Below are 14,308 nucleotides of genomic sequence, written 5' to 3'. Positions count from 1 at the left end.
AAAATACAATTATATAAAAAGTAAGATTACCCTTCTAATAATGTGCGGATGGATTTAGGTTTTATAGTTTCTAAATCTTTAACTTCATAAGGTATTTTATGTAGTATGTACTCAAATGCTCTAATCCTAGCATTTGTTTTTCTATTCGCCTTAATGATTTTCCAAGGTGCAGCTTTCTGGGTATTTAAAAACATTGTTTCCTTATACTTTGTGTATTCATCCCAAAGTGTGATCGCTTGTTTATCCACCTCACTATATTTCCATTTTTTGTGAGGGGAGGAGATGATATCATTAAAACGCCTTGCTTGTTCATTCTTGGTTATTGAAAAATAAAGTTTCAACAATATAATTCCAGAATCCTGAATCATCTTTTCAAATTCATTTACCTGGCCCATAAATATGTCATATTCTTTTTTGGAGCAGAATCCATTTACAGGTTCAACTACAGCCCTGTTATACCAGCTTCTATCAAAGAATACGATCTCTCCATTATTAGGCAACCTATTGATGTAACGCTGAAAATACCATTGACCCATTTCGGTTTGATTTGGTTTTGGTAATGCAACAACTCTAATAGCACGTGGTGGCAAATGTTGAATAATACGTCTGATGGCACCACCTTTACCGGCTGCATCGCGTCCTTCAAAAAGGATGATTACTTTTTTATTATTTCTAGCAACCCATTGTTGTAGAATAAGCATTTCTTCTTGAAGTTTTTCAAGACGCTTCTCGTACTTTACATTTCTTAGCGACTTTTGTAGATCGAATTTGTTTTGTCTTAAAAGCGCTTCTAATCCTTTCTTGGAATTAAGAATATTAAGGTCCTTATCAGTTAAATTATATAAATTGTTCATTATTGGTCTAGTTGAATGGTGTTTCTAAAATAACGTTGTACAATGTTAGGGTCTGGCAGTAGGTTTTTACAAATCTCACCTTTGTTTTCGTAATCAAACAAACTAAGTACGTACTTTATACTTTCTAAACGAGCTTGCTTTTTGTCGTTAGATTTTATTACTACCCATGGGCTAAAGTGGTTATGGGTCCTACTAAACATTTGGTTTTTATAGGTAGTGAATTCGTCCCAAAGCTCTTGGCCCTTTTCATCAACTGGGCTAAATTTCCATTTTTTAAGTGGATTATTTAGGCGTTTTTCAAACCGACGTTGCTGTTCATCTTTAGAAACGGAAAACCAAAATTTAATGATGTGAGTGCCAGATTCAAATAACATGTGTTCAAATTCTGGTACTTGGATCATAAAACGGTCGTATTGTGTTTTATCACAAAATCCCATTACAGGTTCTACAACTGCTCTGTTGTACCAACTTCTGTCAAAGAATACAATTTCTCCGGCATTTGGCAATTCTTTTATATAGCGATTAAAATACCACTGATTCCTTTCAACCTCAGTTGGTTTATTCAATGCAACAACTCGCATGGCTCTGGGATTAAGATGCTCCTTAAATCGTTTTATAGTACCCCCTTTACCTGAGGCATCCCGACCTTCAAAAATTATAGCTATCTTTTTATTTTCTTTCTGTACCCATCTCTGAAATTGTACTAACTCAGCCTGTAATGGCAATAACTCTTGTTCATAGGCATATTTTTCAAGCGCTTTGTCAAAAATTAAATTTGAAGCTCTATTGGCTTCTAAATAATCAGTAAGGTCGGATTTTGTTTTAAAGGAATTTATAAGTTCTCTAGTCAGCATAGAATAGTATTGTTTATGATAGTTGTATCAAATCTATTTAATACACTTTAAATATATTATGATTTATGTCATATGAAAAAATAAAGCCCTCATTTTTTGAGAGCTTTATTTAACAATTGCTATAATCAAGACTTATTTATCGTAATGCAGGATAATTGGTTGGATTTAATTCGTGCATTATCGAATAAACAGTTTCAAAAATATCTTCAGTTGATGGTTTTGAGAAATAATCACCATCGGTTCCATATGCTGGTCTATGAGGTTTTGAAGCCAATGTTTTTGGCTGGCTGTCTAAATGCTCAAAGGCATTTTGTTTATTTAAAATCTCATTTAATATATAAGCAGATGCACCACCTTCAACATCCTCATCTATAATTAAAACACGATTAGTTTTAGCTATACTTTTTACAATGTCGTGATTAATATCTAATGGAAGTAATGACTGAACATCTATGACTTCTGCATCTATACCTACTTCTAGTAATTCTCTAGAGGCTTCCATAACTAATCGCAATGTAGAACCATATGATACTAAGGTAATATCTTCACCTTCTTTTAAAGTTTCTACAACGCCAATTGGTGTTTTAAATTCACCAATGTTACTAGGTAATTTTTCTTTTAATCTATAACCATTAAGGCATTCAACAACAAGTGCTGGTTCATCACATTGTAGTAAGGTATTATAAAACCCTGCTGCCTTAGTCATATTTCTTGGAACTAACACATGGATACCTCTAATTAGATTTAGTATGCCACCTAATTGCGATCCAGAGTGCCATATACCTTCTAATCTATGACCTCGAGTTCTAACTATCAGTGGAGCTTTTTGCCTTCCTTTAGTGCGGTATTGAACTGTAGCCAAATCATCACTCATAATTTGAAGAGCGTACATGAGATAATCCAAATACTGAATTTCTGCTATAGGTCTTAATCCACGCATTGCCATTCCGATACCTTGACCCACAATTGTTGCTTCTCTAATTCCAGTATCTGATATTCTTAGTTCACCATGTTTTTCTTGTAATCCCTCTAAACCTTGATTTACGTCACCAATGTATCCGGAATCTTCTCCAAAAATTAATGCTTCAGGATATTTATTAAAAATGGCATCAAAATTTTCTCGTAAGACGATACGCCCATCAACAACTTTAGAATCTTTACCATAAATTGGTTCTACAGCTGCTTGATTTAAAACATTTTTATCAGACTCGCTGTAAAGGTGCGAGCTGTATTTTGGTTGTACATCATCTATATACGTGTTGATCCAATTTTGAAGGGTAGTTTTTTCATTTGTATTTTCAGACAATACATATCTGAGGGCCTTTCTGGCTATTGATAAAACATCTCGTCTTAATGGCTCAATAACCGATTCTAATTCACCAATTAATTTGTTGATAAATACACCATTTGGACTAGAAGAGGCAAGCTGTTTCAATAAACCCAACACTTCATTTTTCTCCTGGAGAATTGGCTTCAGAAATGCAGACCAAGCTGCCTTTTTGCCATCTCTTACAGCCTTTTTTATTTCACGCTCTAGAGTTAACAATTCATCGTCCGTAGCAATATTATTGTTAATCATCCATTTACGCATCTGAGTATTACAATCGTGCTCAACTTCCCATGTTAGTCTTTCGTTATCTTTATAACGCTCATGCGATCCTGAAGTTGAATGCCCTTGAGGTTGAGTTAACTCTTGTACATGTATTAAAACAGGAACATGCTCATTACGTGCTATTTGTCCTGCTCTTTGATAAACATCAATAAGTTCTGGATAATTCCATCCTTTTACACGGAAAATCTCATAACCGTTTTCATTATCGGTACGTTGAAACCCTTTAAGGATTTCTGATATATTTTCCTTAGTGGTTTGGTGTTTAGCGTGTACTGAAATTCCATATTCGTCATCCCAAACACTTATTACCATAGGTACTTGCAAAACACCTGCTGCATTTACAGTTTCGAAGAACAGACCCTCGCTAGTACTTGCATTACCAATAGTTCCCCAAGCAACTTCGTTTCCTTCATTAGAAAAATTAGTAGTGTCAATTCCTTTTACGTTTCTGTATATTTTAGATGCTTGAGCCAATCCTAATAGTCTTGGCATCTGACCAGCAGTTGGTGAAATATCGGCACTAGAATTCTTCTGCTTGGTTAAATCTTTCCAATTCCCGTTTTCATCTAAACTGTGCGTTGTAAAATGACCACCCATTTGACGTCCAGCAGACATAGGTTCTTGCTTCAGATCTGTGTTGGCATATAGTCCGGCAAAAAACTGTTCTATTGATAATTCTCCAATCGCCATCATAAAGGTTTGGTCTCTATAATACCCTGACCTAAAGTCGCCGTTAGCGAATGCTTTTGCCCAAGCGATTTGAGGAATTTCCTTTCCTCCGCCAAAAATTCCAAATTTTGCCTTTCCTGTTAAAACCTCTCGACGACCTAGTAAACTACATTCTCTACTTGTAACAGCAAGCTTGTAATCATTTAAGACTTCTGCCTTAAAATCTTCAAATGTAATCTCTGTTTTAATATCTGGGTTGGTCTTCATTAAGGTCTAAATTAGAATACGCAAAGGTACGTAAAATAAAATTTTATGCAATATAATACACTGTTATAAAATTGAAATATTCTTATTAAATAAGCATTTTAATTATGTAATTATTAAAAAAATGTAAAAAATTAACATTACTCTAAGAATATGTTAATACCATTTTCGTCTAAACAGCCCTAAAAGTACTTGTGGGTCTACGGTTATAATGAAGCGGATTCTTTCTCCATAATTTGGTTGGGCAATCTCCCAGCCCAAGTTTGAATAAAGGGGAAAGTATAATTCAAAGTAATCTTCAACTAGATTTAGCCTAATACCAGAATCATATACGAATTTCGTTTTTTCAAATTTGTTTTTTACCAAACCAATGTCACCATAGGCTTGTATATAGCGCCAGATTGATGTGCTGAAATTGGCAGTAGTAATCCATTGATTGGCAAAGGGTGTATCTAACATGGACTTAAACCCTCCTTCTGCGATTATAATTTGTTGGCTAAATAATCCTGCATCTTCGGATCTTCCAAGATAGTTTAAATCAAATAGATAATCCGTTGGTCTGTCTAGTGCAAAACTGAAATAATCAGAATTTGGATCACTGTCATTGTTTAAGAAAATACCAGCAAAGAATCTAAAATTTATATTTCTATTACTCCTTGTGAGACGCCTAAATTCATAGTTTACAGAAAGTTTGCTGAACTGATCTGCAAGTTGAAAATCTGCATTAAATCTTGAAAAATTAATAATTCCCGGATTAGAATGTGTGTAACGTAAATTAAAAACACCATAATCAGGCTCGTCGACTGTTACAGTAGCATCTTCGCCAATATCTCTTGTAATACTTACATATCTAGCTGTAATTACGTCCCTTCTATCTGCTCTAAAATCACTGTCGTCTCTAAACGAGAACGAGATAGAGGGTCTAATCCTTGTAAAAAATGCATCTTGAGCAAAAGATTGATAACCAGCTGATATGCCATATGATATATCAAATAGATTTTGATTTTCTAAATTATGACTGTAAAACACCGAGGCTGAACCTGTTAATGACTTAGACCTTAATGCATACTGTGGCGAGAATCTATAGTTTAGTCGTTTCCTTAAAATTGTTTTGTTATAAATTTTTGTACCTAGGGTTAAACCATCATAGATATTATTAAACTCAACCAAAGGCATGAAAAATATTTGATTATAGTCTGGATCCTCAATATCCTTAAATAACCTAAACTGAAATGGCTTATTATTTAAGAAAGATCCATTTACCGCTTTATAATTATCTCTTTGATTAAATTCAGGGACTACATTGTCATAATCGAGTACAAACTTTTCCGTATCGTCTTTTGGAATAGAAATGGTCTTTGTGCCAACAATATTTTCAACCCATGTTTGGCCAATTACGGAATCATTTTTGAGTTTAAAAAGAGAGATGGGCATAGTGTTTTCTCTTTTATTCTTTATAGTTACCTTGATGGAGTCTTCTGTGGTTTCTACATCCTTTATTTTAAAATCTATTTTTTTTCTTGTACCAACATAATCTTTAAAAAACCAATCGATATCCTTAGTTGTTTCATTTTTTATAAATGATTCAAAGTCATTTACTGAGACATTTTGTGTTCTGTTTGCTTTAAGGAACTTAGTAATACTCTCCCTTAAAACAATATCGTTAGCAAATTCATCTAGATAATTAAAACCAACACCAGCTTTGTATTTATTAGCAATATTGGCATTAAACTTTATAAGTGAATCTTTTGAAGTTGCTAATGGTTGATCACGGTTTTTTCTAGCAATTTCCATTGAATACAGAAAGTACTGAAAATTAAAGTCTAGATCAGCAGCATGGAAAGCTCTAATTCCCCAGATATTGGCAAGTGTACCAATTAATTTCATATCAGGGTAATGCTCTTCAACATATTTAATTAGAAAATATATTTGTAATCCATCACTAAGCCAATATTCCTTACGTGGATTTATAAGCAGAATATTATCTAGATACTTTTTTAAAGCCGTTTTAAGCAATTTCAATTCGTATTGAAATTCTTTTGGAAATGGTCTTAGGAAGTCTGGTAACTGGTTAAGACCATATAACGGATTCTGGTTGTAATCAATTTCAGTAACTAAAAGTTGGTTATGTGGGTATTCTCCCAAGTTTTTGGTTAAAAACCGTGTAATTTTATCAGTTAAGACAGCTTTGTCCGTTGGAGCAAGTCCTTTTTCATTGATATTAGAAAGTACTATAAAATCATCTGTCTGCACAAAGCTAAATCTCGGAAACCGGTTTATTGACAAATATGTATCAACCCTATCCTTACCACTAAGAAAGGTTATCTGCGATTTTTTGTCTTCGGTTAAATCTAGGCGCATCAAATCTAACTCTGAGGTTACCTTGTAATTTAATGGGTGTGTGATTTTTAGTTCTAAATCTGCTTTTGGAAGAAATAAATCATTTAAGTCCTTGTTACTATAATAATTCCATTTACCATCATATACAGTAGGCGTTAAGTACCAGTATTTAAGATCAAAATTCTTGTTTTTAGTAAAGCCGTAATCTGTAAAGGTTGCATCTGGTAATACAAGGTTGTAATTCAGTATTAAATGAAAGGAATCACCTGGATTTAATTCTGAATTTAATGTCACCTTAATAACATCAGGATGATTTATTAAATTGGTAAACTCCAATTCATTATTAGAGATATCCTTTAGCGAAGTAATTGTGGTAAATCCTCTTTGTTCACTTTTGGCTAAGTGAAATTTGGTGCTAAATTCTTCCTCAAACCGTTTTGCAAGCGGCGTAGTTTTTGTTGAGTAACTATTGTTCCAATCATTTAGGTAAATTTCTTTTAAGGCATCGTCTGATTCATTTTTATAAATTATTGTTTGCGAAATAGAAATAGATTTAGTGTCTACATCAACTACAGCATCAACTGTAATTTTGTTCTGGGCAAATAATATTGACCCAAAACAAAATAATAAAAATGCTATGTGAGATTTACCTATCAATGAGAAACAATAATTTTAATCGGTTTGACACTATAATTTGGGACAGTTAAAAAGTACATACCATTTACCAAATCTGAACTATTGATTTTTAAATTTGAATTTAATCCTAATTGTATCTTTTTTATCATTTTACCATAACTATTATAAATGACTACTTCTTCGGTAAAAAGTTTAGTTGGTATATTAATGATGTGAATCTCCGAATCTACAATGTTTTTTTCTAGTTTTAATTTTGCTTCTGCAACATTATCATCAATGCTCAGCAAATTTTCATCTATTTCTAGGTTCAAAGTTACTGGTAAATGATCACTGAAATTATGCAAGGCATCTCTAACTTCAAAAGAAAATTCAGAACCAGGAATTGCACATGCGGTAGAATTTATGGCACTATTATAACAAGCTGATAACCCGTTATTACCATAAACTTGATAGGAGTTAGGTTCGTAGGTAATTGTGGCATTTGTCAACATATTCTCTGAGGTTAAAATAAAATCAAACCTATCATCAAAACCTCCTGTTGTGCCACCTAAACCCGTTTGAGTTCTTGTAGATTGTGTAAAAACGTCCACAAAATTAGGATTGTTACTCCAACTGCCAACTCTATCTGCAGGATCGGCTAAGGTTATATTATTAGTGTCTTGAAGCAACAATTGAAAGGCAGGTTCTGACCCTGTATATATATTTAAATCTCCTCCTAATAAAATATTTGAGTCTGAAGGCAAAGTACTTAGATAATTATCTAACTCAACGACCATATTAAATCGTCTCAATTGATTTTGAGTACCACTTGATGCCTTTAAATGACAAACGATAACATAAAATTCTATTGGATTAGTGGCTTGATCAACAGTGTTTACTTTTAATTTATACACATTAAAATCTCTTAAATCCGTTGGTACAATGATCTCGTCCTCTAACATGAATTTAGTACTATCATAATACAATAGATTTTGTAAATCATTTTGATCACCTGTGGTATCATCTGATGTATTAGAAACATAGCTTGCCATTTCATAGTTTGTAGAAATTGAAGATCTAGTAATATTAAGTACATTATTTGCACCAGTACTATTGTTTAATTCGCAAACCAAAAATAAATCGGGTTGGTAATCAGAAAGTATAAACTCTAAATCATCTTCTCTGTTAGGCACAGCATCCTCTAAAGGATAGTTTAGAAGATTATAAAACATCACCTTAAATGTTTCTTGACCAGAAACATCTATACAAAACATGCAGGAGAGCAAAAAGCATCCAATTATTTTCTTTTTCATAGCGGTGAAATTAAAAAGGACAATTTTAGAAATTTGGGCTAAGTCTAAATTCTTTGTAAAAATCGTTTAATATATCAATGACATCATCAGCACTATCAACCACGTGGAAAAGATCTAAATCCTCTGGGCTAATATTTCCGGCTTCTATCAATGTGCTTTTTATCCAATCAACCAGTCCACCCCAAAATTCTGTTCCAACCAAAATAATAGGGAAAGTCTCAATTTTTAAGGTTTGTATCAATGTCATAGCTTCAAAGAGTTCATCTAAAGTTCCAAATCCACCAGGCATTACAACAAATCCTTGAGAATATTTTACAAACATTACCTTACGAACAAAGAAGTAATCAAAGTCTAGACTTTTATCATTATCAATGTAGGGATTGTCGTGTTGTTCAAAAGGCAACTCAATATTTAATCCTACTGATGTACCACCAGCTATATATGCACCTTTATTACCTGCCTCCATAATTCCTGGACCACCACCTGTGATAACACCATAACCATGCTCAACTATTTTACTAGCAACATCTACTGCTAATTGATAGTATTTGTGGTCTGGTTTTGTTCTAGCTGAACCAAAAATAGAAATACAAGGACCTATTTTACTTAGTTTCTCATATCCACCAACGAACTCACCCATAATTTTAAATATGGCCCATGAATCATTGGTTTTTATTTCATTCCAGCTTTTGTGCTTATGCTCTTTTCTCATATAATAATTCTTATTTCCTTTTTGAAAACTTACTAATATAGTTTTTTATTATGGTTATCAATACAGGATCAATTGTAAAATAAACTTAATATTAAGACAGCTCTTTCATTAAGAATTTCGCTGTGTAGCTGTTTTTATCTTTAATAAGTTGTTCCGGTGTGCCTTTTGCAACAATTTGTCCACCGCCTTTACCGCCTTCGTACCCAATATCAATAATATAATCTACCGTTTTGATCACATCTAAATTGTGTTCAATAATTAAAACGGTATTTCCTTTGTCTACAAGTTTGTTGAGTACTTTCATTAATACTCTAATATCTTCAAAATGAAGCCCAGTTGTGGGTTCATCTAATATATAAAATGTATTCCCTGTATCTCTTTTGCTTAGTTCTGTCGCAAGTTTAATTCGTTGCGCCTCGCCACCTGAAAGGGTTGTGCTTTGTTGGCCTAACGTTATGTAACCAAGACCAACATCCTCAATAGTTTTAAGTTTTCTGTAGATTTTAGGTATATGCTCAAAGAAAATAACAGCTTCTTCAATTGTCATATTTAAAACATCACTAATAGATTTACCTTTGTATCTTATTTCTAATGTTTCCCTGTTAAATCTTTTACCTTGGCATGTTTCACATTCTACATAAACATCAGGTAAAAAATTCATCTCTATCACTCTCAATCCTCCACCTTGACAAGTTTCGCATCTTCCACCTGCCACATTAAAACTAAACCTACCCGCTTTGTAACCACGAATCATAGCTTCTGGAATTTGAGCAAAAAGCTTTCTGATTTCATCGAATGTTTTAGTGTATGTTGCAGGATTACTGCGCGGTGTACGACCAATTGGTGATTGGTTAATATCAATAACTTTATCAATATGCTCTAAGCCTTTGATTGATTTATATGGCATAGGCTTTTTTACAGCATTGAAAAAATGTGCATTTAAAATAGGGTAGAGGGTTTCATTTATTAATGTAGACTTTCCACTTCCAGAAACACCTGTTACACCAATCATTTTTCCTAATGGAAATTCTACACTAACATCTTTAAGATTATTGCCAGTACAGCCTTTAAGACTTATCTTTTTTCCATTTCCTTTTCTGCGTTTTTTTGGTACTTCAATTTCTTTTTCACCATTAAGATATGATGCCGTCAATGTATGATGTTCCAATAGCTCTTTTGGTGTGCCCTCGCTAATAATTTCACCACCATGTTTTCCTGCAAATGGACCAATATCTATGACATGATCGGCACGTTCAATCATGTCCTTGTCATGTTCTACAACAATTACAGAATTGCCCACATCTCGCAGTGAAGCAAGAGAATTGATTAATTTTTCATTATCTCGTTGATGTAGACCAATACTAGGTTCGTCTAAAATATAAAGTACACCAACTAGTTGAGATCCAATCTGCGTAGCAAGTCTTATACGTTGCGCCTCACCACCAGATAATGATTTAGAACTTCTATTTAATGACAAATAAGTAAGCCCAACATCTAACAAAAATTGAACTCTGTTTTTTATTTCCTTTAAAATTTCAGTGGAGATTTTTAATTGCTTGTCTGAGAGTCTATCCGATAGGCCCTCTAACCATTCACCTAGCTCAATCACATCCATTTTGACCAAGTCGGCAATGCTTTTGCCGTCAACTTTGAAATTAAGGGATTCTTTTCTTAAACGAGAACCTTCGCATACTGGACATTCGATTTTATCCATGTATTCCTTGGCCCAACGCACTAATGAGGTAGAATTTGACTTATGTTGGCTCTCAATAAAATTGGCTACACCTTCAAAATCTATATTATAATCCCTTGAGACACCAAGTAATTTACTTTCTACAGTAAATTTATCCTTACCACCATATAGGATCATTTGTTTTGCCTCATAGGGAATATCTTTCCAAGGGTCATTGAGGGAAAAATCAAATCGTTGTGCAATGGTATCAAACTGTTTGAAAATCCAACTTTTTTTCTGAGGTCCATGAGGTGCTAATGCTCCATTTTTAATTGAAAGAGACTCATCTGGCACCAATTTGTTTTCGTTAACTACATATTTCTCTCCTATACCATTACAATTAGGACAAGCACCTTTTGGCGAATTGAAAGAAAAGTTATTTGGTTCAGGGTTTGGATATGAAATACCTGATGAAGGGCACATTAAATTTCGGCTGAAGTATCGAGGTTCATTAGTGTCTTGGTCAATAACCATCAATACATCATCACCATGATACATGGCAGTATTAATAGATTCCATTAGACGCTTTTCATTGTCTTGAGAATCATCAATTTTTAAACGATCAATTACTATTTCAATGTCGTGCGTAACATATCGATCTAACTTCATTCCTTTTTCGAGGTCCACAATTTCACCATCGGTACGCACTTTTACGAAGCCTTGTTTTGCAATTTGCTCAAAAAGTTCTCTGTAGTGGCCTTTGCGCGATCGAATTACTGGAGAAAGAATATTTATACGCTTGCCACAATAGGCCTCAAGAATTAGGTCCTTGATTTGCTCATCACTGTAGCTAACCATTTTTTCACCAGTCTCATAGCTAAAGGCATCTGCCGCCCTAGCATATAAAAGCCTTAAAAAATCATAAATTTCAGTAATCGTACCTACTGTTGAACGTGGTGATTTACTAGTGGTTTTTTGTTCAATTGCGATTACAGGTGAAAGACCATCAATTTTATCTACATCAGGACGTTCAAGACTTCCTAAAAACTGACGTGCATATGCCGAAAAAGTTTCAATATATCTGCGTTGACCTTCGGCATAAATAGTATCAAATGCTAATGAAGATTTGCCACTCCCTGATAATCCTGTGATGACCACAAGCTTTTCTCTTGGAATGGTCACATCAATGTTTTTCAGATTGTGTACGCGAGCACCCTTAACTTCAATAGAATCATCAAATGTTGTCATATAAGCAATAGCAGAATTGAATGTTTTGGCAAAGTCGCAAAGGTACAATTTTTAGTTGTTAATTTAATGTGAAGGTTTATTGTTAATTATTAGAATTGAGGCATAAAAAAAGTGCATTGTTAACAATGCACCTTATAAATTATAGCAATTTTTATTTAAGTTGTTGGCGCTATTTCACCAGCTTCAATAGATTTATTGTAATTGGCTTTGACGCTCTTTAAATATCCAAAAAATTTAGTGCCGTCTTTTCGTTCTAAAACCACATGTGTAGTACCATCATCATTGGCTATTACTTCTTTTACTATGACAGTATCTCCATATACGCTCTTGTAGTTAGCTACTTTACCTCTTTTGGCAAGAATATTTAGCTTAGGAAATTTTACATATTTGTAATTAACTGCAGTAGGCTCATTTATAACTAATTCATCGCCAACATTCGGTTGGGACTGAGCAGAAGCAAAAAAACAAAATCCTAAAAAAAATAGAGTTAATATTACGTTTTTCATAATTAAATAGGTTTAAATTGAGAATAATACAAATTTATAAAGTTTTAGAGAATTTTTCAAGTTTTTATGAGGATATTTAACTTAGTCTCAATTGAGGTTCAAAATGGAATTTAAATTCATACTTTTGGAATAAAACAATTATAAATATTTGTATGAAATTATTAGGTATTGGTTCACGTATTAATCATTCGACTTATGGAAAAGGTGTAGTTACAAATGTAACTTCAAAGCACTATTGGGTAACATTTATTGAAAGTGGGTTAGAGACTCTAGAAATTGATGATGAATTTGAAGTGATTGAAGCTACTGAAGATGATGTAGATACTGTAAGTTTCTACGAGATAGAGAAAAGCTTAAGAAGTATATTGAAGAAATGGTCTGATGTTTCTGAAATTGTAACAATAGCAGACAAATGGAAAGGAGGTAAGCTCATATTAGAACCAGGTGATACTAATTTGCAAGGAAAAGAATTACCAATTGATACGTTTTTTCACAAAATCACAATGGTTAGGGATAGGTTAAGAGTCATGGAGCAGAAGATAAATTCTAGCAATCTAGATGAGCAAGAAAAAATAGACTTGCAACAATATATCACTAGAAGTTATGGGAGTTTAACCAGTTTTAATGTTCTTTTTAAGCTTAAAAGCCAGCAATTTGTTGGTCAAAGGAGTAAATAATCACCTGATAATCTGTCAGTAAGTACAGCTTTGGAGCAAGAATTGTTCTTTGCTCGGTATGGTAGAAGCTTTCAAAAAGGTAAAACGTATTTGTTATTTGATAATGGTTGCTTGGATGTTAGGTGTTTCTAATGTCATTCTGGAGGAAACAAGAATGGTACATGATACACGAGCAGTTATTGAACAACAAGAAGAAGCACCCGATACAGACTTTGATGCAGAAGACTTAGTTCTTTAAAACGGTTCCTTTTAAACCATCAATTTCTAAACCGAAGAATAAAATCTTGTGCAATGTTGGTAGCTTTGCGCCACTCTCAGTTGTCATCCATTTTTCCCAAGTTGCCTCTAAGCCACCAATAGGTAATATATCTACCCACATTTGAAAACTTTTTGGTTTGCCATCCTTATCAAAATGCCATAGGTAACTATCACCTGGCGTTGTGCCACCTTTGGTATACGTTACCAATAGTGATTTATCACCATCTTCGGTTTCAACAATACGTCTCTCTACACCATTATCAAATACCTTATAAGGAGCAACAAGCCAAAAGGAATCGTTGTTGAAAAAAGCTTCTGCTTTTTGGATATAATCATGTTTTTCTATACCGTTATACTCTTGTTCTGCAACAAAAACTTTTGAATTATCATGATCTTTTAAATCTAATTCGACCTTAAAGTCATCCCAATAAACTTCGCACCTGTTGTCAGCCTTAAACCATTTATAAAAGTGTCTACCTTTAAAAGTCCATTCTAAATAGTCTGTATTTTTATATGCTTCAAAATCTAAAGCATTTAGCATGCTTGTAGCCAATGCATCAGCCTGTTTATCAATTTTCCCAACTGGCAATTCTTCGTTATGTTTTAAATAAATAAAACCAAAAAAGAGGAGTGAAGGAAGGGAGAAAAATATAATTAGTCCACCAATAATTTTTAGGATGCGTTTAGTTCTTGATAACTTTGCCAAAACAGATA

The 14,308-nt window shown here is 33.5% G+C and carries 11 protein-coding genes; 2 read left to right on the top strand and 9 right to left on the bottom strand.

The features are described 5' to 3' along the window. Positions 1 to 26: 26 nt before the first annotated feature. The 8 genes from ppk2 (LBV24_RS11810) to LBV24_RS11775 form a co-directional block, all read right to left on the bottom strand. On the bottom strand, positions 27 to 854 hold the full coding sequence (gene ppk2, locus LBV24_RS11810) for a polyphosphate kinase 2 (RefSeq protein WP_224478871.1): 828 nt from the start codon (positions 852 to 854) through the stop codon (positions 27 to 29). Continuing rightward, complete coding sequence (ppk2, locus tag LBV24_RS11805; RefSeq protein WP_224478870.1) at positions 854 to 1,708, bottom strand: polyphosphate kinase 2; 855 nt, start codon at positions 1,706 to 1,708, stop codon at positions 854 to 856. The genes ppk2 (LBV24_RS11810) and ppk2 (LBV24_RS11805) overlap by 1 nt, the downstream gene beginning before the upstream one ends. 136 nt (positions 1,709 to 1,844) lie before the next feature. After that, entirely contained in the window at positions 1,845 to 4,256 is a 2,412-nt protein-coding gene (locus LBV24_RS11800) for an alpha-ketoacid dehydrogenase subunit alpha/beta (protein ID WP_224478869.1), read from the bottom strand. Between the two features lie 153 nt (positions 4,257 to 4,409). Next, positions 4,410 to 7,250, bottom strand: a complete 2,841-nt coding sequence (locus LBV24_RS11795; RefSeq protein ID WP_224478868.1) for a gluzincin family metallopeptidase — start codon at positions 7,248 to 7,250, stop codon at positions 4,410 to 4,412. Beyond that, positions 7,247 to 8,521, bottom strand: coding sequence for a hypothetical protein (locus LBV24_RS11790; RefSeq protein WP_224478867.1), 1,275 nt, complete (start codon positions 8,519 to 8,521; stop codon positions 7,247 to 7,249). The genes LBV24_RS11795 and LBV24_RS11790 overlap by 4 nt, the downstream gene beginning before the upstream one ends. A 25-nt stretch (positions 8,522 to 8,546) precedes the next feature. Further along, complete coding sequence (locus tag LBV24_RS11785) at positions 8,547 to 9,233, bottom strand: LOG family protein (protein WP_224478866.1); 687 nt, start codon at positions 9,231 to 9,233, stop codon at positions 8,547 to 8,549. A gap of 91 nt (positions 9,234 to 9,324) precedes the next feature. Next, positions 9,325 to 12,153 (bottom strand): excinuclease ABC subunit UvrA, encoded by a 2,829-nt coding sequence (gene uvrA / locus LBV24_RS11780; protein WP_224478919.1) that lies wholly within the window; start codon positions 12,151 to 12,153, stop codon positions 9,325 to 9,327. 155 nt (positions 12,154 to 12,308) lie between these two features. Next, positions 12,309 to 12,659 (bottom strand): hypothetical protein, encoded by a 351-nt coding sequence (locus LBV24_RS11775; protein WP_224478865.1) that lies wholly within the window; start codon positions 12,657 to 12,659, stop codon positions 12,309 to 12,311. Between the two features lie 152 nt (positions 12,660 to 12,811). Between LBV24_RS11775 and LBV24_RS11770 the strand changes: the two genes are divergently transcribed. Both LBV24_RS11770 and LBV24_RS11765 read left to right on the top strand, forming a co-directional pair. After that, positions 12,812 to 13,336, top strand: coding sequence for a hypothetical protein (locus LBV24_RS11770; RefSeq protein ID WP_224478864.1), 525 nt, complete (start codon positions 12,812 to 12,814; stop codon positions 13,334 to 13,336). A 58-nt stretch (positions 13,337 to 13,394) separates the two neighbouring features. Further along, positions 13,395 to 13,574 carry a hypothetical protein gene (locus tag LBV24_RS11765; RefSeq protein ID WP_224478863.1) on the top strand — a complete coding sequence of 60 codons (180 nt, stop codon included), beginning with the start codon at positions 13,395 to 13,397 and terminating at the stop codon, positions 13,572 to 13,574. On the opposite strand, the gene LBV24_RS11760 is transcribed toward LBV24_RS11765, so the two are convergent. Further along, complete coding sequence (locus LBV24_RS11760; RefSeq protein ID WP_224478862.1) at positions 13,563 to 14,300, bottom strand: hypothetical protein; 738 nt, start codon at positions 14,298 to 14,300, stop codon at positions 13,563 to 13,565. The two genes, LBV24_RS11765 and LBV24_RS11760, sit on opposite strands and share 12 nt — an antisense overlap. Between the last annotated feature and the right edge of the window lie 8 nt (positions 14,301 to 14,308).

Origin of the sequence: Winogradskyella vincentii, from assembly GCF_020166345.1 — a bacterium.
GTDB lineage: Bacteria > Bacteroidota > Bacteroidia > Flavobacteriales > Flavobacteriaceae > Winogradskyella > Winogradskyella vincentii.
Note: the sequence above shows the minus strand (reverse complement) of the source record. Positions and strands in the feature narration are given on the sequence as shown.